The sequence below is a fragment of the Modestobacter versicolor genome, from assembly GCF_041028285.1.
Taxonomy (GTDB): domain Bacteria; phylum Actinomycetota; class Actinomycetes; order Mycobacteriales; family Geodermatophilaceae; genus Modestobacter; species Modestobacter versicolor_A.
In genome coordinates, this window is record NZ_JABGDB010000002.1 from 335,967 (window position 1) to 356,067 (window position 20,101).

Consider the following 20,101-nt stretch of genomic DNA (forward strand, 5'->3'; position numbering starts at 1 on the left):
GATCGACACCGGTTTCTCATCGGTCCCCGCGGGGACCGGTCAGCTCAGCGGCGGTGCCAGCGGACCGCGCCGGCCGCCGCGGTGCCCAGCACGACCAGCGACAGCCCGGCGCTGCGGTCGGCCACGTCGCCGCCGCGGCGGGCGACCAGGACCGCGGCCGCGTCGAGCAGGGTGAGCAGCATCGTGACCTCGGTGGTGCGGCGGGCCTGCGGCGCCGGGGTGACCAGCAGCGCGGCGCCCATGGCGATGTTGCGGGCCGCGATCAGCCGGACCAGCAGCGGCAGGGCGGTGTCGGTGCGGGCAGCGGAGCCGTCGACGCCGAGCACGCTGGTGATCGCCCGCGGCGCGAACAGCGCACCGGTGCCCAACCAGATCGACAGCGTCCCGATGCTCTTGCGGGTGAGGTCCCAGTCCCTGGCCATGGACGCCTATTGCCCGGCCGGGGTGCTGGTCAACCGGCGGCCGGTCGCGGCGAGCACCAGCACGAACGCCAGGAACGGCAGCGTGACGGCGCTGGCCACCAGGTCGCTGACGCTCGCGACGGCGAATGCACCGACACCGGGTGCGTCCAGCGGCCCCAGCACCCGGTGCCAGCCCAGCGCGGCGACCGACACCGGGATGGTCAGCACCGCCGACACCGCCCCGCCGCACACCACGCCGGCGAGCACGGTGCCCGGCGCGCGCCGGACCGCGCGCACCGCGAGGTCGGCGCCCCGCCGCAGCGCGCCGGACCGGGTCGGGCGCCCGCCGTCGGCGAGACCGGCCACCGCGCCGGTGACCCACAGCTGGGCGACCAGCGCCGTCCCGAAACCGACGACGTCCACGGCGAGCGCGGAGAGCACCCGCGGGTCGTCCCAGACGAGCACCTGGCGCAGCACGTCGGGCACCGTGTTGACCAGCGTGGCCGTGAGCGAGACGAGGTACGCCGCCTGCCAGTGCCGGCGGAGCAGCGCCACCGCCGACCGCAGTACCGCGGGGGTGCTCACCGCCGGGTCGCCACCAGCGCGGTCCAGCAGCCGGCGACCCGGGTCTGCTGGCCGACCAGGGTCAGCCCGGCGTCGGTGCACGCGGCGGCCAGGCCGGCCGGGGTGGGCCGGTCGCCGTCGGCCGGGTGCCGGGACACGGCACGCAGCGGCCGGCTGTCGACGATCCGGGCGGTCATCTCGCAGGAGTAGACCCGCCCGCCGGGGCGCAGCACCCGGGCCGCCTCCGCGACGGCGTCCCGCCACGCGTCGGCGTGGTGCAGCACGTGGTAGCCGAAGACGGCGTCGTAGGAGCCGGTCGCGGCGGTCAGCGCCGTCGCGTCGCCGCGCTGCACGTCGACCCGGTCGCCCAGGTCGCGCACGGCTGCCCGGCAGGCGGTGACGCTGGGCTCGTGCAGCTCGACGCCGTCCACGGCGGCCGCTCGGAAGAGGTCGAGCGCCAGCCGGAGGCCGGTGCCGCGCCGGCCGGTGCCCAGCTCGAGCGCCCGCCCACCGTGGGTCGGCCCGCCCAGCTCCAGCAGCAGCGGCGCCTCGACCCGGCGCTGGACCAGGGCCCGGAGGCGCGAGTCGACCCACAGCCGGTTCGCGTCGACCAGGGTGGGCGGGACGGAGGCGCGCGGGGACGGGTGGGCCACGACCGGGTCGTTCCCCCGGGGACCGCGGCGAAACGGCCGGGCGGCGGTGGGCCGGGTGCGCCACCGCCGTCCGGCCGGTCCGGTCAGTCGCCGAGCTCGAAGACGGTGGTGCTGTCGTAGACCTCACCCGGGCGCAGCTCCGTGGAGGGGAAGCCGGGCTGGTTCGGGGAGTCCGGGAAGTGCTGGGTCTCCAGCGCCAGCCCGTCGCCCTGGCGGTACGTGCGGCCGCTGGTCCCCACGATCGTGCCGTCCAGGAAGTTGCCCGAGTAGAACTGCAGGCCCGGCTCGGTCGTCCAGATGGTCAGGGTCCGGCCGCTCTCCGGGTCGTGCAGCTCGGCCGCCTCCTCCAGCGGGTCCTCGGCGTCCGAGCCGGGGCGCGCGCCGTCGTCGTCCCGGTCGAGCACCCAGTTGTGGTCGTAGCCCTGCCCGTACAGCAGCTGCTGGTCGGACTCGCGGATCCGCTCGCCGATCGCCGTCGACTCGCGGAAGTCGAACGGCGTGCCCTCCACCGGGGCGATCTCGCCGGTGGGGATGAGGGTCTCGTCGACCGGGGTGTACGCGCTGGCGTCGATCCGCAGGTGGTGGTCGTTGATGGTGCCGGTGCCCTCGCCGGAGAGGTTCCAGTAGGTGTGCTGGGTCAGGTTGACCACGGTCGGGGCGTCGGTCGTCGCCTCGTAGTGCACGCTCAGCCGCCGCTCGTCGTCCAGGGTGTAGGTCACCGCGGTGCTCAGCGTGCCCGGGAAGCCCTGGTCGCCGGCCGGGCTGACCAGCTCCAGCCGCAGCGCCGCGACGTCCTCGTCGCCCACCGGGGTGGCCGTCCACACCTGGTCGTCGAAGCCGACCGGGCCGCCGTGCAGGGTGTTCGGGCCGTCGTTGAGCGGCAGCTGGTAGGTGGTGCCGTCCAGCTCGAACTGCCCGCCGGCGATCCGGTTGCCGTACCGGCCGATCAGCGAGCCGAAGTACGGGTCGGCGTCGGAGGCGTAGCCGGCCACGTCGGCGAAGCCGAGGACGACGTTGTCCACCTCCCCGTGCTGGTCGGGCACCTCGAGGGTCTGGATGACCCCGCCGTAGGTGAGGACCCGGATGGTCATGTCGCCGTTGGCCAGGGTCCAGCGCTCGACCGGGGTGCCGTCGGGAGCGGTGCCGAAGGGCTCGACCGTGGTCGAGGCGTCGCTTCCGGAGCCGCCGCCGGAGTCGTCCCCGGCCGCGGCGGGGACGGCGGCGCCCCCGGCCAGCACGCCGACGCTGACCACGGCGACGAGGGGCCAGCGCCTGCGCAGGGCCGGGGCGGTGAACAGCGGGAGGGTCGGGCGTTCGCGCATGGGGACTCCGATGTCCGGAACGGTCCACCTGCTCGTGGCACGGTGGCGGAGGACCCGGCCCCGGACACGGGTGCGGAGCCGGATTGTGAGCGGTAACACAACGCCCCTGGACCGTAGGAAGCCCGGCGGAACGGTGTCAACGGGCCGCGGCCACGCTCCGCGAGGAGCACTGCACCGACCGTTGCGCAGCGCGCGGGCAGGTCAGCCGGTGCGCTCGGCGAGCTCCACGACGGCGGCGACGAGCGGCGCCCCCGAGCCCAGGGCGGCGTCGTTGTGGTCCGCGCCGGGCACCTCGACCCGCCGGTGCAGCCGGCCGGCCGCGTCGGCCACCCGCCGGCTCTGCGCCGCCGGCACGATCGAGTCCGAGCCGCCGTGCACCACCGTCGTCGGCGCCTGCACCCGGGCGAGCTGCTCGGCGACCGGGTAGCGGTCGCGCAGCAGCAGCCGGACGGGCAGGAACGGGTAGTGCTCGCTGCCGACCGCAGCCAGGTCGACGAACGGCGAGCGGAGCACCAGGGCGGCCGGCGGGTGCTCGACCGCCAGCTCGGTGACCACCGCGCAGCCCAGGCTCTCCCCGAGGTAGAGCAGCCGGTCGAGGCGCACCCCGGCGTCCTCGAGCAGCCAGCTGCGGGCCGCCCGGACGTCGCGGGCCAGCCCCTCCTCCGACGGGCTGCCGGGGTTGCCGCCGTAACCGCGGTAGTCGAACAGCAGCACGGCCAGCCCCTCGGCGGCCAGCGCCCGGGCCAGCGGGGCCCGCGCCCCCCGGTGCCCCCCGTTGCCGTTGGCCACCAGCACGGTCGGCGCGTCCGCGGTGGGCCCGGGCACGAACCAGGCACCGAGGACCAGGCCGTCGCTGGTGGTCAGCTCGACGTCCCGGGCACCGGGCAGCACGGCCGCGGCGGCCGGCACCGGACCGGCGTCGGGCAGGTACACCAGCCGGCGCTGCACCGCCCAGAGCAGCCCGGTCAGCACCGCGACCACCAACACGACGACGACCGCGGCCCGGCGCACGCGCTGCACCCCGCCATGGTCCCCCGCTCAGAGCCCGTGGGCGGCGGCGACCATCTCCAGGGCCGCCGACGGCACGCCCCGGCCGTCGGGCCGCGGCCAGTGCACGCACACCTCGTCGATGGCGGCCTCGGCCAGCCCGCCCAGGGTGTCGGCGTACCGCTCGGGGCTCTCGAAGGGCCAGTACGTCTCGACGCCGAGCTGGACGCTGCGCCGGACGTCGCCGGGCGCCCGACCGGCCTCGGCCAGCGCGTCGGTGAGCCGCTGGGACTGGTCGGCCACCGCGGCCGACCACTCCGCGGGCGGGACCGCAGCGCCGTAGGGCCCGTAGGTGACCCAGGCCTGCCCGAAGCGGGCGGCCAGCCGCAGCGCCCGCGGCCCGGTGGCGGCGACGGTGAACGGCAGCCGCGGGCGCTGGACGCAGCCGGGCAGCTGGTGGGCGTCGACCGCGCTGTACCGCTCGCCGCGCACCGTCGTCACCGGCTCGCGCAGCAGCTGGTCGAGCAGGGTCAGCCACTCCTCGAACCGCCCGATCCGCTCGCGGAGCGGGATCGGCGGGTCCCCGAGGACCAGCGCGTCCGGGCCCTCGGTGCCGGCGCCCACGCCGAGCTCCAGCCGCCCGCCGCTGAGCTGGTCGAGCGTCATCAGCTCCTTGGCGAAGGGCACCGGGTGCCGGAAGTTGGGCGAGGCGACCTGGGTGCCCAGCCACACCCGCTCGGTGGCCGTCGCGGCGGCGGCGAGCAGCGGCACGGCGCCGTACCAGGGGTTGTCGGCCAGCAGCGGCCAGGTGAGGTGGTCGTAGGTGTAGACGGCGCGCACGCCCAGCTGCTCGGCCTCGCGGACGTCGGCCAGGAAGTCCGCGACCGGGTGCCGGTCGGGCAGCACCACCGCCGACAGCGACGGGGTCACCGGGGGCTCCGGGCGGAGCGGCGCGGTCGGGTCGGGGCGGGGAGGTCACTCACCGGCACAGTCTCGCCCAGGGCACCGACCATGTCGGTCTGTGACCGATCGCACCGACCGATCTGGTCGGTGGACCGACCGATCCGGTCGGTCCGGCGTTACCGTCGCTGCTGTGACACGGGCGTTCCGGCAGCAGGCCGACGAGCAGATCCTCGACCGGGCCGCGGCGCTGTTCGCCCGGCACGGCGTCGAGCACACCTCGGTGCAGGCGGTCGCCGACGCCGTCGGGCTGTCCAAGGCCGGGCTGCTGCACCACTTCCCCAGCAAGGACGCGCTGCACGCCGGGGTGCTGGCCGAGTCCGCCCGCTTCAGCGAGGGCGTCGTCCGGGAGGTCGCGCACCTCCCGGCCGGCCCGGACCGGGACCGGCGCGCGCTGGAGGGGATGGTCGACGTCGCCCTCGCCCACCCCGGCATGGTCGCCTTCATGCTGGCGCCGGTCACCCAGGGCATGCGCGCCGAGGCCGCCGGTGCCGGCGCCGCCGCGCTGGAGGCCTTCGGGGTCGACCCGGAGACCGCCGACCCCGAACGGGTGGTCCGGGTCATCGGCGCGCTGGCCGGTCTGGCCGTGCTGACCCTCGCCGCCCACGAGCACGGTCACACCACCGCCTGGCGACCCCTCGTGCTCGCCACCTGCTCCGATGCGCTGGGCCACCGCCACCCCGGCAGCCCCTCGTCCCGTCCCTCCACCCGAGAGGCCTGACCCATGGCCCTGCTGCTGTCCCGTCTCGGCGCCTTCTCGCACCGGCACCGGGTCGCCGTCGTCCTGGTCTGGCTCGCCGTCCTGGTCGGTGGCGGCGTCGGCGCCGCCACCCTCGGCGGCGAGACCACCAGCACCTTCTCCATCCCCGGCCAGGAGTCCACGGTCGCCCTGGACCGGATCACCGAGGAGTTCGGCGCCGGCGGTGGCGTGACCGCCCGGGTGGTCGTTCAGGCCCCGGACGGCGGGACCCTCACCAGCGGTCCGGACGCCGCCGCGCTGGCCTCCCTGGTCGCCGAGCTGGGCGAGCTGCCCGGCGTCGCCTCGGCCACCGACCCGCTGGACCCCGCCGCCCCGGCGGTCAACGCCGACCGGACCACCGCCTACAGCACGGTCACCTACACGGCCGGCGCCGGCGGGGTCACCGTCGCCGAGCAGGACGCCCTGCTCGAGGCGGTCGAGGAGGCCCGCGACGCCGGGCTCACCGTCGAGGTCGGTGGCGAGGCGCTCAACGAGACCCCCGAGGTCGGCGGGCCCGGTGAGATCGCCGGCGTGCTGCTGGCCCTGCTGGTGCTCACCGTCACTTACGGCTCACTGGTCACCGCCGGGATGAACCTGCTCACCGCGGTCATCGGCGTCGGCACCGGCGTCCTGGGCATCACCATCGCCACCGGCTTCCTGGAGCTGTCCTCCACCACCTCGGCGCTGGCCGGCATGCTCGGCCTGGCGGTGGGCATCGACTACGCGCTGTTCATCGTCAGCCGGCACCGGCAGGAGCTCCGCCGCGGGTCCGACGTGGGCACCGCCACCGCCACCGCCACCGGCACCGCGGGCTCCGCGGTGGTCACCGCGGCGCTGACCGTCGTCATCGCGCTGGTCGGGCTGACCGTCGTCGGCATCCCCTTCCTCAGCCAGATGGGCATCGCCGCCGCGGGCACCATCGTCGTCGCCGTGCTCGTCGCGCTCACCCTCGTCCCCGCGGTGCTCGCCCTCCTGGGCACCCGGGTGCTCCCCCGCCGGCAGCGCACCGCGCCCGCCGCGGCCAGCCACGCCGCCCCCGGCAGCGGGTTCCTCGCCCGCTGGGTCGGCACCGTCACCCGGCACCGGGTGGTGTCGCTGCTGCTGTCGGTGGCCGTGCTCGGCGTCATCGCCGTCCCCTTCGCCTCGATGCAGACCACGCTGGTGCAGACCCAGGCCGAGGACAGCACCCAGGCCCGGGCCGAACGGCTGCTCGCCGCCGGCTTCGGCGAGGGCGTCAACGGCCCGCTCACCGTGCTGTTCGAGGGCGACGGCGCCGCTGCGGTCGCCGGCTCGGCCAGCGCCGCGATCGGCGGTCTTCCCGACGTCGTCGCGGTCACCCCGCCGGTGCCGAACGCCGACGGCAGCGCGGCGCTGCTCACCGTCGTCCCGGAGTCCGGGCCCACCAGCCAGGACACCGAGCAGCTGGTCGCCGACCTGCGCGACGAGCTGGCCGGCCTCGACGGCGTGGACACCTACGTCACCGGCACCACCGCGGTGAGCGTCGACGTCGCCCGGTCGCTGGACGCCGCCCTGCCGGTCTACCTGGTGCTGGTGGTCGGCCTGGCGCTCGTGCTGCTGGTGCTGGTCTTCCGCTCGCTGCTGGTGCCGCTGGTCGGCGTGCTGGGCTTCCTGCTCACCATCGGCGCCTCGCTCGGCGCCACCGTCGCGGTGTTCCAGTGGGGCTGGCTGGGCGACCTGCTCGGCGTGCCCAGCACCGGTCCGCTGATCAGCCTCACGCCGATCCTGGTCATCGGCATCCTGTTCGGGCTGGCGATGGACTACCAGATCTTCCTGGTCTCCCGGATGCACGAGGCGCACAGCTCCGGCGCCGCCGCGCTGGACGCCGTCCGGCGCGGGTTCGGCCAGGCGGCCCCGGTCGTGGTCGCCGCCGCGCTGATCATGTTCGCGGTGTTCGCCGGCTTCTTCACCGGCGACGAGGCGACCATCAAGTCGATCGCGTTCGCGCTGGCCACCGGCATCCTCTTCGACGCCTTCGTGGTCCGGATGGTGCTGGTGCCGGCCGCGCTGGCCCTGCTCGGCGAGCGGGCCTGGTGGCTGCCGCGGTGGCTGCGCTGGCTGCCCCGGCTCGACGTGGAGGGCGCCGCCCTCGAGACCGCACCCGCGCGGGACGACGACCGGGAGCCGGTCGGCGCCCGCTGACGCCCCGGGACTGTCGGACCCGTGTGCTGGCATGCCAGCCGCACAGGTCCGGCACCCCGGGAGGCCCGTCATGAAGGTCGTCGTCACCACCCCCACCGGTCACGTGGGCTCACGCGTGGTCCGGTTGCTGCTGCAGGCGGGGCTGCGTCCCACCCTGCTGGCGCGCGACCCCGCCCGCGTCGACCCGGGGACGCGGCAGCGGGTCGACCTCGTCACCGGCGACCAGGGCGACCCGGCTGCCGTGCTGCGGGCGACCGCCGGCGCCGACGCGCTCTACTGGGTCGACCCACCCAGCCCGGACGGCGACCCGGTGGCCGGCTCCGCCCGGATGGGCGCCGTCGCCGCCCGGGCGGTGCGGGAGAACGGCGTCCCGCGGGTGGTCTTCCAGAGCAGCGTGGGCGCCGAGAAGCGCGTCGGGGTCGGGCGGATCGACGGCCTGGCCCGCACCGAGGAGCTGCTGGAGCAGACCGGCGCGGACGTGCTGCACCTGCGCTGCGGGTACTTCTTCACCAACCTGCTGTACGACCTCGACGCGCTGCGGGCCGGGACGCTGACCACGACGATGCCCACCGACCGGGCACTCCCCTGGGTCGACCCGCGCGACGTCGGCGAGGTGGCCGTGGCCAACCTGCTCTCCGCCGGCTGGTCCGGTCGCCGGGTGCTCGCCGTCCACGGGCCCGCCGACCTGAGCTTCAGCCAGGTCGCCTCGGTCGTCGGCGAGGTGACCGGGCGTGCGGTCGCGGCCCGGCAGATCGGCGACGACGACCTGCGGGCCGTCCTGCGGGCAGCAGGCATGTCGGAGCCGCAGGTGGAGGGCTTCGTGCTGATGTCGAGCGGGATCCGGGACGACTTCACCGCGGAGGACCCGCGCTCGCTGCTGACGACCACGCCCACCACCCTGCGGTCGTGGGCCGTCGAGCACCTGCGTCCGCTGCTCTGACGCCGCCGCGGCACGGCCTGCCCGCCGCGGCCCGCCGACGTAGCCTGGACGGGGTGAGCGTCGCACCGGCACCGACCGTCGCCCTGCAGGGCCGTTTCGCCCGCGAGCTGCCCGAGATGGCCGTCCCCTGGCAGGCGGCCGAGGCACCCGCTCCCGAGCTCCTCGTGCTGAACGAGCCGCTGGCCGCCGAGCTGGGTCTCGACCCGGCCGCGCTGCGCACCGACGCCGGGCTGCGGCTGCTGGTCGGCACCGCCGTGCCCGACGGCGCCACCCCGGTGGCGCAGGCCTACGCCGGCCACCAGTTCGGCGGCTTCAACCCCCGGCTCGGCGACGGCCGCGCGCTGCTGCTCGGCGAGCTCGTCGACGGCGCGGGCCGGCTGCGCGACCTGCACCTCAAGGGCTCCGGGCGCACGCCGTTCGCCCGCGGCGGAGACGGCCTGGCCGCGGTCGGCCCGATGCTGCGCGAGTACGTGGTGAGCGAGGCGATGCACGCCCTCGGCATCCCGACCACCCGCTCGCTGGCCGTGGTGGCGACCGGGCGCCCGGTGCGCCGGGAGACGCTGCTGCCCGGCGCGGTGCTCGCCCGGGTCGCCAGCAGCCACCTGCGGGTGGGCAGCTTCCAGTACGCCCGGGCGACCGGGGACGTCGACCTGCTGCGCCGGCTCACCGACGTCGCCATCGCCCGGCACCACCCGGCCGCCGCGGACGCCGACGTGCCCGCGCTGGCGTTGTTCGAGGCGGTGCTCGCCGCCCAGGCGTCGCTGGTGGCCCGCTGGATGCTCGTGGGCTTCGTGCACGGGGTGATGAACACCGACAACACCACCATCTCCGGCGAGACGATCGACTACGGCCCGTGCGCCTTCCTCGACGCGTTCGACCCGGCGACGGTGTACAGCTCGATCGACACCGGCGGCCGCTACGCCTACGGCAACCAGCCGGTGGTGGCCGAGTGGAACCTGGCCCGGCTGGCCGAGGCGCTGCTGCCGCTGATCGACGAGGAGCAGGAGCGGGCCGTCGAGCTCGCGGTCGAGGCGCTGGGCCGGTTCCGCGGGCAGTACAGCGCCGCGTGGTCGGCCGGCATGCGCGCCAAGCTGGGCCTGCCCGACGGGCCGGACGACGAGGTGTCCACCGCGCTGGTCGACGACCTGCTCGTCCTGCTCCAGACCGACCACGTCGACGGCACCATCTTCCACCGCGCGCTGGGTGCGGCGGCCCGCGGCGACGTCGAGCCGGTGCGGTTGCTCTTCCTCGACCTGGCCGGCATCGACGGCTGGCTGGCCCGCTGGCGGGCGCTCGCGCCCGACGCCGACGCGATGGACCGGGTCAACCCGGTCTACATCCCGCGCAACCACCTGGTAGAGGAGGCGCTGACCGCGGCCACGGACGGGGACCTCGCGCCGCTGCACCGGTTGCTCGAGGCGGTCTCCGCGCCGTTCGACGAGCGCCCCGGGCTGGAGCGCTACGCCGCGGCTGCACCCGCGGACTTCGGCGCCTACCGGACCTTCTGCGGCACCTGAGGCGAGCCGGGGTGGCACCGCCCCGCCCGAGGGACTACACAGGGAGATGACTCCGTTCCGGAAAGCCACCGGAGCGGTCACCCGGCCGAGCAACGGCCCCAGAGTCGCCGTGGGCAGACGCTGGCCGGGCTCGCAGCGAGGCACCACACCATGTTGAAGACGTCGATCCCCTCCCGCTGGCCGCTCGGCCCCCCGCCGGCCGGCGAGGACCGCTGGTCCTGGAGCCCGCAGCTGCTCGCCGAGCTGCCGCACATCCGGCGCGACCTGCGCCGCGCCCTCCCCGCCGACCACGCCGGCCCCTGCACCGAGGTGGACGACGAGCTGCACGAGCGGCTGGTCCTGCTGATGGACGAGCTGCTGTCCAACGCGCTGCGGCACGGCGACGCGCCGGTGGTCGGCGCCGTCCGGCGCACCGATTCGGCCTGGCTGCTGGTCGTCTCCGACGCCGCCGCCGACACCCCGCCGCACCCCGCGCACGACCGGGACCCCGCGCTGGGCGGGCTGGGCCTGCGGATGGTCGCGGACCTGTCCGCCGGCTACGGCTGGTGCAGCGAGGACGGCCGCAAGTGCGTCTGGGCGCTGCTCTCCGTCGGCTGACCCGCAAGCTCTGAAGGCAGCCTGCGAGACCGTGGCAGCGGGCTGGTGAGGGCTGCTGCTGACAGGCGGCGTCGAGCCCCGACGCAGGTCCTAGAGATCCGATCTCGCTGTCCGACCCCCGCCGGCGAGGACCACGGCCAAGGCCAACGGAGCGACACCGAAGAAGGCGGTGCGCCACAGCGTGCGGCCCACTTCGGCGAGAGAAAGGCCAGAGGAGTCCAGCAACGACCAGGACAGGGCGAGGAGCGGCACGGTGACCACACCGGTGCCCAGGGCGGCTGCGCTGCGGGCGAGCCGACCACGACGGCTGAACAGCCAGCCGGCCAGGAGCGCGGGGACGAAGGTGAACAGCCAGTGGAAGACGGGGATGAGGGGGCCGGGCTCCGTCGCGGACATGGCTGCCGAGTAGAGGCCGTTCGCGACCAGAGGTGCCGCGGCAACCAGGACGAGCACCACCCATGCCCAGGTCAACGGGTCACCCGCCCGTAGTCCTGCGGCGCCTGCGCTGACCACGAGTGCTGTCCCCGCACACGCGATCGTCGTCCCGACGAGGAGAGCCCAGAGCGGGCCGGAGACCTCCGCGACCTGCCAGCCGGACCCGGTCAGCGCCGGCCGCGGCCACGACTGCAGGCCGACGACCGCCGCGCACAGGCTGAGCACCGCGATCGCCACCACCGGCGGGGAGGGCAGCCGTCTCGCACGAGGTCGGAGGGCACGGGACATGTGCGCACGCTGACATGGCCGGACTGCCCCCGCCATCCCCTCGCCCGGCCGAGGGAGACCGGAGTCTGCGAGGGCAGCCGCCCTACCGGGGCGCTCGGGAGCACGAGCCTGGACCGACTCGTCGGGCGGCCCGCCCGCCACCGCCCTCAGCCAGGGAGGACCCACGGCGCCTTCCCGAACGGGGTGCCCGTGCGCTTCCCGCACCGGCCACAGACCTTGTCGTCCGGGCCCGAGGGTCGGTCGCCGTCCGGGTGTCGCTGGACGTAGGAGTGGAACCCGAACCGGCACCGCAAGGGCTTCCGAGTCATGCACCGACGCTAGGAGTCGCCGATCCCGCCCGGAAGGCAGCACGACACGGCGCGCCAGGCCAGGAGCGCAGCCCGCGCAGATGGATCGTCAGCCGAGCGGCCGGACGAGCCTCAGACCTGCGGTGCGCCCTACGCTCCGCTGGTGTCCGCGCCTGAGGTACCGCGTTCGGGGCACTGCCTCAGGGGCGAACACGAGCGGTGCCCGCACACCGCCGGCGTCGACTTCGGCGGCCTGCGTCGACGTCGGCCCGAGGCGGAGCACGTCCTGACCGTGTGCACCTGCGACTGCCACGGCGGATGCGCGCTGGTGGGCCGGGGCACGGTGACCCGCCATCTCTGGGACCAGGAGTGCACGTGTCCCGGCGCAGCGGCGGGGAGGGAGCGTCGCGCGCTGATGATGAACCGGCGCGCGGAAGTGACCGAGGTGCTGGCGGGCGTCCAGCGGGAGGGGCGCGTGACGGCACGCGAGGTCGAGAGCAGGCTCCGCTCCGTCTACGCGCGTCACGGGGAGGCGCCGCCTCCCGGCATGGGGCGTTGGGCCGAGCTCGTGGCGGCCGGCACGGCGCCACGAGGCACACGATCACTTCGGCTGCTGTGGATGGGCATCCGCGCGGTGGCGCGCACCGTCAGGTGGGCATGGACCCCGGCGGGCGGCACGGATGGAGGCAACCGGGTCGAGGCGCGCATGTTCCATGGAGCCGTCGCGGTCGTCGCACTGCTGGCCACTCTGTTGACGGCTGCGGCCGCCCGCTCGTCGGGAAGGCGCCGGCTGCCGTTCGGTGCTGGGGCAGCGGCCGCCTGGCTCGTCACGCTGGTGGCCACATCCGTCGGGACGGCAGTCCTGCAGCTCGCCCGGTCCCTCAAAGGGCCCTCAGAGGACGTCCCGCGGAGTGGAGGGACGGACGCAACGTCCGTCTGAGCAGCGCCTCGATCTCTCCCCCGGGGTTTGACGAGCACAGTCCACAGTGAGCGCCTTGACCGCGACAGCGGGCTTCTTGGCTGCCTCGTCGGCGATCTGTAGACGCGGACAGCCGACCGTGCCGCTCGCCGACTGTCCGCAGTCACCGGTCCCGCCGGTCGGGTGGTCGAGCTGACCGTCGATCTCCTTCACCGGGCCAGGATCGGGCGGCCTCTCGGAGGTGCCGACACGGTCGGCCCTGGCTGAGCGTCGCGAACCGGCATGGCCTACATCGACTCACAGCCGGCCCCCATGAGTTGGCCCTGGGCAATGCCCGACCGAGCGCGTTCATGGTGGGTCGCTCGGGATGCCGATCCACGGGCGGCCGGGCTCGAACACACCCGCCGACGGGTGACGTCGAGGGGGTGGGCGCGACCCATTTTGCAGCGCCGTTGGCCAGGTCAGAGGTGCATCAACAGGCGCTGTCCTCTGCGACGGTCCCGGCGCACCAACCCCAGCAGCGCTATCACGAGCAGTAGCGCGAGGGCGGCCAGCGTCCAGAGCACCGGGTCGTCGGAGTTGTTCCAGTGCGCCGCTGCGGCCGTCGACATCGCCGCCGCCGCGCAGAGAGCTGCCCAACACGTCCACAACACGATGCCTCGCCGGACGTGACTCCGGATGCGGATTCGCCATCGGTCGGCGTCACCATTGGGCGGGAGCAGTCCGGTACGGACTGCTTCGGCGGACTCTTCCTCGTCGTCGTACTGGCGCCGGGCTTGGGCGCTGACCGAGCCGAAAATGCCGCGGCGCACCAGTGCTTGCATCCCGCTGGACACCGCGGAGCTGGACAGCACCAGGAAGAAGATGCCCCAGAACCGCCCCCAGTCCCAGCCGTCACCAGTCCCCAGTGACTTCCCGGCGGCGAACGTCTGGGCCACCGTGAGGCCGTAAGCACTGAGTGCGATGGCGACGAGGAACGGTCTCCGCTCACGCCCCACGTCGGCCACGCGGTGATCTTGCAGGACGACCGGGCAGCTCCACGGCTTTGATGATCATCGACGCCGCAACCGCAGGAGCAGCCCGCCAGTCGTGCGAGCTCGCATCGCGCTCCGGCGGAGGCCGCTCGATACCCCAGCCCGGCGTCTAGGTCGGGGGTCTAGAAGGTCACGGACAAGGCAGAGGCCGCACCAGAGAGGGATGCGAAGGCGATGATCACCATCCAGATCATCTCGTCCCGGTCCATGACCACGTCGAGCTGAGGGCGCTGAACCACGTGCCGGCGCCCCTGTATCGGGAGGTCGACGGCCTCACGCCACCCCGCAGGTGCGGAGGGCGAGCAGCGCCAGACTGCGGGCCGACAGCAGCAGGTCGTCGACCGGCACCTGCTCGGCCGGGCCGTGCGCCAGCCGCAGGTCGCCCGGGCCGTGGTGCAGCGCGGGGATGCCCGCTGCCGTGTAGAACCGCAGGTCGGTACCGGCGGTGAGCGCCCGCTCCGGTGGCCGGGCGCCGCCGGCGTCGGTGACCGCCTGCTGGACGGCCGGGAGCAGCGGCGAGCCGATAGGGAGTCGGCTGCTGGCGTACGTGCCGCCGACCCACTCGACCTGCGCCGGGTGGTCGGCCAGCCAGGGATGTGCCGCGCACGCCGCCGCCACACATGCCTCGAACGCCGCCCGGGCCGCCTCCACCGGCTCGTCCAGCCGCACGCCGAACCGTCCCTCGGCGGCCAGCCGGTCGGGCACGGTGCTCGCCCAGTCGCCGGCCTGCAGCCGGCCGATCGAGATCCCGTAGGGGAACGGGTGGTCACCGAACCGGGAGCGGTCGGCGGGCTGACGGCCGGACTCCAGCGCCCGGAGCGCTGCGTGCACGTGCTCGAACAGCTCGATGGCGCTGACCCCGAGGTGCCGGTTGGCCGCGTGCGCGGCCAGCCCGGTGAGGGTGAGCCGGAAGGTCAACGCGCCGGCGTGCGCGGTCATCACCGCTCCTGCGGTCGGCTCGGGGATGACGCAGGCATCGCCGCGGTGCCCCCGCCGGAGGGTGGCCCACGCGCCGAGCCCGCCGTCCTCCTCGCCCATGACGCTGTGCACCGCCAGCGGCCGGGCCAACGGCACGCCCGCCGTCCGGATGGCCCGGACGGCGGTCAGCGCGGCGACCAGCCCGCCCTTCATGTCGCAGGTGCCTCGGCCGTGCACGGCGCCGTGGTCGACCCGAGGCGTGAACGGGTCCCCGGGCCACAGCGCCGGGTCACCGGCCGGGACGACGTCGGTGTGCCCGCAGAGGACCAGCGCCGGCTGTCCGCCGTCCGCGCCCGGGAGAGTGCCGACGACGCCCCACGCCTCGCTCCGCTCGACCTCCTGGCCGGGCGCGTCCGGGGCGGCCGCCGCCTCTGCGAGGTCGATGGCCCAGCGGTCGACGTCGGTGCCGAGCTCGTCCAGCCAGCCGGCCACGAGGTGCTGCGCCTCGGACTCGGCGGCCGTACCGCCGAGTGACGGGACCGCGACCAGCGCGACCAACCGGTCGACGGCCCACTGCGCGTCGATGGCGTCGAGCACCGTGGCCTCCCGGGTGGAGGGCTCAGTACTCCGGCTGTGACGAGGTGAGGGCATGACTGCACGGTGCGGCGAGGGTGGTCCAGGACGCAAGTGCGTGGATCCGTGCCCATACGTTGCACAATGACGTTGTGCCGAACACCGGATTGGATGCTCTTGATTGCGCCATCGTCGACCTGCTGCAGCAGCGGGGCGACATCCCGAACGTCGATCTGGCCCGCGCCGTGGGGCTGTCCCCGGCGGCGACGCTGCGGCGGGTGGCGCGGCTGCGCGCCGACGGGGTGATCCTCGGAGTGCACGCCCGGGTCGACCCCGAGCGGGTGGGTGCTGGTCTGCAGGCGTTCGTGCTGGTGGTGCTCGACGAGCACGACGAGGACAGCGAGCGGCGCTTCGCTCAGGCCGTGGAGCAGATGCCGCAGGTGCTGCGCGCCGACGCGGTCAGCGGTGCCGACGACGTGCTCCTGCACGTGGCGGCCTCCGGCACCGCCGAGCTGCAGGAGGTCCTCCGGGCTCTCCCCCGCATCGGCGCCCGCCGGGCCACCACCATGCTGCGGCTGGGACCGGTGAAGGAGCAGAGCCCCACCCCGCTCAGGCCCTCTCCCCCATCCGGCACGACGCGGCGATGACGCTCACCCGCCTCAGCCACGCCGGAGTCCCCCAGGCGGTGTCAGGCCTGCGGCCCCGTTGAGCGTCGAGTCTCCTCGGCCGGCACGGCGGCACCCGGCTCGCGACGCCGTCGGCGGCGGCCGACCAGCCCAGCCACCAGCAGGACGAGACAGCAGAGCACCGTCAGGATCCGCACCACGACATCGACCGTGTTCGGTTCGTCGGCCCGGAGGTCACGGATCAGCAAGCCGGTGGTCATGACCACGAGCAGGGTCTGGAGCAGCATGAACGCCGGGTTCATCGTGACGTCGTCGATCAACCCGCGCCTGGCCACACCCGCACGCTAGAGGAGCAAGGCCCGTCTGGACGTCGGTGTTGCTCAGGCGTTCGGCCGCGAGTCGCCACCGACGAGCCGACCGGGGTCGCGGCACGCCTTCGGCGGCCGCTTCGCTGGGTCAGCCGCGGTAGTTCACGTGCACGTGGTCGAAGTGGTTCGCGGTGGCACCGCCGCGGTCCTCCATCGGCTTCCACGAGCCACCCGGCGAGCTGAGCATCCGCTGCTCCCAGATGACGTACTCCACGCCGAGCTCGTCCCAGTGGGCGATGTGGTACGCCGCGATGGCGTCACCGAGGGCGGCGTCGCCCATCACCATGTAGTCCAGCGCCAGCCCCGAGGGGTGCCCGCCGGGGTCGGCCGCGCTGGGCCGGGTGCCGCCGAGGGTGATGCCGGCGGCGCCGGGCACTGCGGAGACGACCACGTTGGCCGCCGCCTGCACCACGGGCTTGACGCTGCCGGAGCTGTTGCTGATCCGCGCGACGGCGGACACGGCCGCTGCCGCGCTCGACGTGGCGGTCGCCGGCTTCGGGGCGCGCTGGGCGGCGGAGGACGACGCGGCGGCCTGGGCGGCAGCAGCCTCGGCGGCGGCCGCAGCAGCCGCGGCCTCTGCAGCGGCGGCGGCCTCGGCGGCGACGCGCTCGGCCTCCGCAGCGGCGGCAGCGGCGGCGGCCTGCTGGTCGAGCACGGCCTGGTCGGCGGCGGCCTGCGACTGCTGGGCCGCGGTCGCCGCAGCCTCCCGGCTGCTGCGGCTGGTGGCCAGGTCCTCCAGCGGCGCCAGGTCCGGGGCCTCGCCGGTCTGCGCCGTCAGGCCCAGCTGCTCGGCGACGCTCATCGGCTCCGACGCCGCCGCCTCGGCCTGCGCCGTGGGCTCGGCGCCCACCAGCACGTGGACCAGGACGGCGCCGGCGGCGGCAGCGCCGAGCAGGACGCCGGGACGACGGACACCGGCAGGCGGGCGGCGGCGGGCGGAGGCGCGGTCGGCCGAGCGGCCGGTGGTGGTGCGGGGTGCCATGGGGTGAGGTGCTCCGAGGGGTGCAGGCGCCGCAGCGGCGCCCCGGAGGGCGGCTGGCAGCGGTGGTCGTGCGGGCAGCGGGCGCGGGTGCCGGCCGGGGCGCCAGGGAGGCGGCCACCGCCGGCAGCGGCGATCAGGTGCGCGGGCACGTCCTCGTGCGCGGGGTCGAGCAGGGCAGCGCAGGCAGCGCGGTCCAGGGGCACGCCATCCGGCGGCTCTCCACTTCTTCCAGGTGCCGCCTACCAGGTCAGCTGACGGGTTCGGGCCGGAAGCAGCCCTACCCCCTCCGGACAGGCGTCCAGGAGCGGGATTCACCCCAGTGGTTCGGTGGGTCCCCGGCTCGCCCCGGAGGGCGACTCGGCGGCGTCCGCCCGGCTGCCCCGACGGGGACGTGGTGACCGGACCGACCCAGCCAACGTAACGGCGTTGTCGATTCGTGACAATCGACCGGACCACATTTCGTCGGGTGACGGTGCTTGCAGTCGGCCCGGCGGTGGCAGCGCTCCCGCCACCACGCCAGACTGGGACGGTGACCCAGCCCAGCGCGAACGCCGACGTCCGGGGCGTCGTCCGGCTGTTCAACACCGCCGGCGGACGGGTGCTCTGCCTGGCCGGCGAGGTCGACGGCGCGGCCGTCGACTCCTTCCTGCAGCGCTACGGCCGCGAGCCGGCGCGGGTCGAGGGCATCGACACCGGCTCGGTCACCTCGATGTCGGCCCCGGCGCTGGACCTGGTGCTCGACCACCTCGACGCGGCTGAGCTCGCCGGGCGGCCGGTCACCGTGCGGCGCTCCCCGCTGGTCGAGCGGCTGCTCGCGGGGCGGACGTCCGCAGACCGCTGAACGTGGTGGTCACCAGGGCGTCGGCGAGCGCGTCGGCGTCCAGCCCGCGACCGGGCCGGTACCACTCGGTGAGCGAGTTGACGGTGCCGAACAGCAGCCGGCTGGTCACCGCCGGGTCGACGTCCGGCCGGACGTCGCCCTGCTCCTCCGCCGCCCGGACCAGGTCGGTGACGACCCGGTCGAACTCCCGCCGCCGCTGCAGGGCCCGGGTCTCCACCTCGGTGTTGCCGCGCACCCGGAGCAGCAGGGTGACGAAGGGCAGCTGACCGGTCAGCACCCGGACCGAGCCGCGGACGACGTGCTCGAGCCGGTCGATCGCCGGCCCGGACGTCGCACCGGGTTCGTCGAGGACGGCGAACAGCGCGTCCAGCGCCCGGTCCAGGGCCAGCCGCAGCAGCTCGCCCTTGCTGGGCACGTGGTGGTAGATCGCGGACTTGGTGACGCCGAGCCGGCCGGCCAGCTCGTCCATGCTGGTCGCCTCGTACCCGCGCTCGTTGAAGACCGCCACGGCGACGTCCAGCAGCGAGTCCAGCGAGTGCCCGGGCCTCCCCCGCCGCACCGGGACGACGCTCACCGCACCCCCCGCCGGTCGGTCAGCCGCTGCAGCTTCCCCATCGACCGGGCCAGCGTCTCCGGGTCGACCACCTGCACCTCGACGCTGGTGCCGACGGTGTCCTTGACCGCCTGCTCCACCTCGCGGGCGGCGGGTCCGCGGCGGTCGGCCGGGCAGTCCGGACGGGCCTCGACGTGCACCGTGAGGTGGTCCAGCCGACCGCGGGTGGACAGCTCCAGGGAGAAGTGCGGCGACAGCCCCGCCGTCCGCAGGACGACCTCCTCGATCTGCGTCGGGAACAGGTTCACGCCGCGCAGGATGATCATGTCGTCGGTCCGGCCGGTCACCTTCTCCATCCGGCGCATGCCCGGCCGGGCGGTGCCCGGGAGCAGCCGGGTGAGGTCGCGGGTGCGGTACCGGACGACCGGCATCGCCTCCTTGGTGAGCGAGGTGAAGACCAGCTCGCCGACCTCGCCCTCGGGCAGCACCGCGCCGGTGACCGGGTCGACGACCTCCGGGTAGAAGTGGTCCTCCCAGACGTGCAGGCCGTCCTTGGTCTCCACGCACTCCTGCGCGACGCCGGGGCCCATCACCTCCGACAGCCCGTAGATGTCGACGGCGTGCAGGTCCAGCCGCTCCTCCATCTCCTGCCGCATCTGCTCGGTCCACGGCTCCGCGCCGAAGATGCCGATCTCCAGCGAGCTGGCGCGGGGGTCCAGGCCCTGCTTCTCGAACTCGTCGATGACGGTGAGCATGTAGCTCGGCGTCACCATGACCACCCGCGGCCGGAAGTCGGTGATCAGCTGCACCTGGCGCGGCGTCATCCCCCCGGAGACCGGGACGACCGTGCAGCCCAGCGCCTCCGCGCCGTAGTGCGCGCCGAGCCCGCCGGTGAACAGCCCGTAGCCGTAGGCGTTGTGCAGCACGTCGCCGGCCCGGCCCCCGGCGGCGCGGATGGAGCGGGCCATCACGGTGGCCCAGGTGGCGAGGTCGCGCTGGGTGTAGCCGACGACGGTCGGCCGTCCGGTGGTGCCGGACGACGCGTGCACCCGGCGCACCTGCTCGCGCGGGACGGCGAACATGCCGAACGGGTAGTTGTCGCGCAGGTCGGCCTTGCTGGTGGTCGGGAAGCGGGCCAGGTCGGCCAGGTCGCGGCAGTCGTCGGGGTGCACGGCGGCGGCGTCGAAGGCGGCCCGGTAGTGCGGCACGTGGTCGTAGGCGTGCCGCAGCGACGCCCGCAGCCGCTCCAGCTGCAGGGCGCGCAGCTCGTCGACGCCCAGCCGTTCGGCCGGGTCGAGCAGCGCCGGGTCGGGCGCCGTGCCCAGCCGTCGGGTGTCCTCGGTCGTCGTCATCGTCGACGTCCCCTCAGCAGCGCGCCGGGACGGGTCCGCGCCGGCGCTTGTGGACCGCGGTGTCCCGGGCCACACTATTACTGAA

20 protein-coding genes and 1 riboswitch are annotated in these 20,101 nt (G+C 74.9%); of the genes, 7 read left to right on the forward strand and 13 right to left on the reverse strand.

The window, feature by feature from the left end; translation table 11 throughout:
• Positions 1 to 44: 44 nt before the first annotated feature.
• The 6 genes from HL054_RS07910 to HL054_RS07935 all read right to left on the reverse strand — a co-directional run bounded on the left by HL054_RS07910 (position 45) and on the right by HL054_RS07935 (position 4,857).
• On the reverse strand, positions 45 to 422 hold the full coding sequence (locus tag HL054_RS07910; protein WP_369138343.1) for a DUF4267 domain-containing protein: 378 nt from the start codon (positions 420 to 422) through the stop codon (positions 45 to 47).
• Between the two features lie 6 nt (positions 423 to 428).
• Positions 429 to 986: a hypothetical protein gene (locus HL054_RS07915; RefSeq protein ID WP_369138344.1), complete on the reverse strand. Its 558-nt coding sequence runs from the start codon at positions 984 to 986 to the stop codon at positions 429 to 431.
• Positions 983 to 1,618 (reverse strand): class I SAM-dependent methyltransferase, encoded by a 636-nt coding sequence (locus HL054_RS07920; RefSeq protein WP_369138345.1) that lies wholly within the window; start codon positions 1,616 to 1,618, stop codon positions 983 to 985. The genes HL054_RS07915 and HL054_RS07920 overlap by 4 nt, the downstream gene beginning before the upstream one ends.
• 83 nt (positions 1,619 to 1,701) lie before the next feature.
• Positions 1,702 to 2,940 (reverse strand): aldose epimerase family protein, encoded by a 1,239-nt coding sequence (locus tag HL054_RS07925; protein WP_369138346.1) that lies wholly within the window; start codon positions 2,938 to 2,940, stop codon positions 1,702 to 1,704.
• A gap of 201 nt (positions 2,941 to 3,141) precedes the next feature.
• The gene (locus tag HL054_RS07930; protein ID WP_369138347.1) at positions 3,142 to 3,960 is read right to left on the reverse strand and encodes an alpha/beta hydrolase; all 819 of its coding nucleotides are present in this window, start codon (positions 3,958 to 3,960) and stop codon (positions 3,142 to 3,144) included.
• A gap of 18 nt (positions 3,961 to 3,978) precedes the next feature.
• Positions 3,979 to 4,857 carry an LLM class flavin-dependent oxidoreductase gene (locus HL054_RS07935; protein ID WP_369138349.1) on the reverse strand — a complete coding sequence of 293 codons (879 nt, stop codon included), beginning with the start codon at positions 4,855 to 4,857 and terminating at the stop codon, positions 3,979 to 3,981.
• 163 nt (positions 4,858 to 5,020) lie between these two features.
• Between HL054_RS07935 and HL054_RS07940 the strand changes: the two genes are divergently transcribed.
• The 5 genes from HL054_RS07940 to HL054_RS07960 all read left to right on the forward strand — a co-directional run bounded on the left by HL054_RS07940 (position 5,021) and on the right by HL054_RS07960 (position 10,840).
• Positions 5,021 to 5,608 carry a TetR/AcrR family transcriptional regulator gene (locus tag HL054_RS07940; RefSeq protein ID WP_369138350.1) on the forward strand — a complete coding sequence of 196 codons (588 nt, stop codon included), beginning with the start codon at positions 5,021 to 5,023 and terminating at the stop codon, positions 5,606 to 5,608.
• Between the two features lie 3 nt (positions 5,609 to 5,611).
• Positions 5,612 to 7,786 carry an MMPL family transporter gene (locus HL054_RS07945; RefSeq protein ID WP_369138351.1) on the forward strand — a complete coding sequence of 725 codons (2,175 nt, stop codon included), beginning with the start codon at positions 5,612 to 5,614 and terminating at the stop codon, positions 7,784 to 7,786.
• A 70-nt stretch (positions 7,787 to 7,856) separates the two neighbouring features.
• Positions 7,857 to 8,726 (forward strand): NmrA family NAD(P)-binding protein, encoded by an 870-nt coding sequence (locus HL054_RS07950; RefSeq protein WP_369138353.1) that lies wholly within the window; start codon positions 7,857 to 7,859, stop codon positions 8,724 to 8,726.
• A 53-nt stretch (positions 8,727 to 8,779) separates the two neighbouring features.
• Positions 8,780 to 10,243 carry a protein adenylyltransferase SelO gene (locus tag HL054_RS07955; protein WP_369138354.1) on the forward strand — a complete coding sequence of 488 codons (1,464 nt, stop codon included), beginning with the start codon at positions 8,780 to 8,782 and terminating at the stop codon, positions 10,241 to 10,243.
• A 150-nt stretch (positions 10,244 to 10,393) separates the two neighbouring features.
• Entirely contained in the window at positions 10,394 to 10,840 is a 447-nt protein-coding gene (locus HL054_RS07960) for an ATP-binding protein (RefSeq protein ID WP_369138356.1), read from the forward strand.
• 90 nt (positions 10,841 to 10,930) lie between these two features.
• Here HL054_RS07960 and HL054_RS07965 read toward each other — a convergent pair whose 3' ends face one another.
• From HL054_RS07965 to HL054_RS07975, 3 genes are all read right to left on the reverse strand, one after another.
• Positions 10,931 to 11,515, reverse strand: a complete 585-nt coding sequence (locus HL054_RS07965) for a hypothetical protein (RefSeq protein ID WP_369138357.1) — start codon at positions 11,513 to 11,515, stop codon at positions 10,931 to 10,933.
• A 1,715-nt stretch (positions 11,516 to 13,230) separates the two neighbouring features.
• Positions 13,231 to 13,776 (reverse strand): hypothetical protein, encoded by a 546-nt coding sequence (locus HL054_RS07970; protein ID WP_369138358.1) that lies wholly within the window; start codon positions 13,774 to 13,776, stop codon positions 13,231 to 13,233.
• A 300-nt stretch (positions 13,777 to 14,076) separates the two neighbouring features.
• Positions 14,077 to 15,372: an ArgE/DapE family deacylase gene (locus HL054_RS07975; protein WP_369138359.1), complete on the reverse strand. Its 1,296-nt coding sequence runs from the start codon at positions 15,370 to 15,372 to the stop codon at positions 14,077 to 14,079.
• Between the two features lie 74 nt (positions 15,373 to 15,446).
• Between HL054_RS07975 and HL054_RS07980 the strand changes: the two genes are divergently transcribed.
• Positions 15,447 to 15,941: an Lrp/AsnC family transcriptional regulator gene (locus HL054_RS07980; protein ID WP_369138360.1), complete on the forward strand. Its 495-nt coding sequence runs from the start codon at positions 15,447 to 15,449 to the stop codon at positions 15,939 to 15,941.
• Between the two features lie 41 nt (positions 15,942 to 15,982).
• Here the strand turns inward: HL054_RS07980 and HL054_RS07985 are convergent, their stop codons facing one another.
• Positions 15,983 to 16,255 carry a hypothetical protein gene (locus HL054_RS07985; protein ID WP_369138361.1) on the reverse strand — a complete coding sequence of 91 codons (273 nt, stop codon included), beginning with the start codon at positions 16,253 to 16,255 and terminating at the stop codon, positions 15,983 to 15,985.
• Positions 16,256 to 16,376: 121 nt separating this feature from the next.
• Entirely contained in the window at positions 16,377 to 17,270 is an 894-nt protein-coding gene (locus tag HL054_RS07990; protein WP_369138362.1) for a hypothetical protein, read from the reverse strand.
• A 221-nt stretch (positions 17,271 to 17,491) separates the two neighbouring features.
• Positions 17,492 to 17,643, reverse strand: a riboswitch (cyclic di-AMP (ydaO/yuaA leader).
• Positions 17,644 to 17,799: 156 nt separating this feature from the next.
• Between HL054_RS07990 and HL054_RS07995 the strand changes: the two genes are divergently transcribed.
• A complete protein-coding gene (locus HL054_RS07995; RefSeq protein ID WP_369138363.1) occupies positions 17,800 to 18,111 on the forward strand; it encodes a hypothetical protein in 312 nt (103 codons plus the stop codon).
• Here the strand turns inward: HL054_RS07995 and HL054_RS08000 are convergent.
• On the reverse strand, positions 18,047 to 18,685 hold the full coding sequence (locus tag HL054_RS08000) for a TetR/AcrR family transcriptional regulator (protein WP_369138365.1): 639 nt from the start codon (positions 18,683 to 18,685) through the stop codon (positions 18,047 to 18,049). The two genes, HL054_RS07995 and HL054_RS08000, sit on opposite strands and share 65 nt — an antisense overlap.
• On the reverse strand, positions 18,682 to 20,016 hold the full coding sequence (paaK, locus tag HL054_RS08005; RefSeq protein WP_369138366.1) for a phenylacetate--CoA ligase PaaK: 1,335 nt from the start codon (positions 20,014 to 20,016) through the stop codon (positions 18,682 to 18,684). Before paaK ends, HL054_RS08000 begins: the two co-directional genes overlap by 4 nt.
• Positions 20,017 to 20,101 lie beyond the last annotated feature (85 nt).

Excerpts from the sequence above, each read along its gene's own strand:
- HL054_RS07960 (WP_369138356.1), top strand. The coding sequence starts at position 10,394 with ATGTTGAAGACGTCGATCCCCTCCCGCTGGCCGCTCGGCCCCCCGCCG.
- HL054_RS07990 (WP_369138362.1), bottom strand. The coding sequence starts at position 17,270 with ATGGCACCCCGCACCACCACCGGCCGCTCGGCCGACCGCGCCTCCGCC.
- HL054_RS07950 (WP_369138353.1), top strand. The coding sequence starts at position 7,857 with ATGAAGGTCGTCGTCACCACCCCCACCGGTCACGTGGGCTCACGCGTG.
- HL054_RS07945 (WP_369138351.1), top strand. The coding sequence starts at position 5,612 with ATGGCCCTGCTGCTGTCCCGTCTCGGCGCCTTCTCGCACCGGCACCGG.
- HL054_RS07910 (WP_369138343.1), bottom strand. The coding sequence starts at position 422 with ATGGCCAGGGACTGGGACCTCACCCGCAAGAGCATCGGGACGCTGTCG.
- HL054_RS07975 (WP_369138359.1), bottom strand. The coding sequence starts at position 15,372 with ATGCCCTCACCTCGTCACAGCCGGAGTACTGAGCCCTCCACCCGGGAG.
- paaK (WP_369138366.1), bottom strand. The coding sequence starts at position 20,016 with ATGACGACGACCGAGGACACCCGACGGCTGGGCACGGCGCCCGACCCG.
- HL054_RS07925 (WP_369138346.1), bottom strand. The coding sequence starts at position 2,940 with ATGCGCGAACGCCCGACCCTCCCGCTGTTCACCGCCCCGGCCCTGCGC.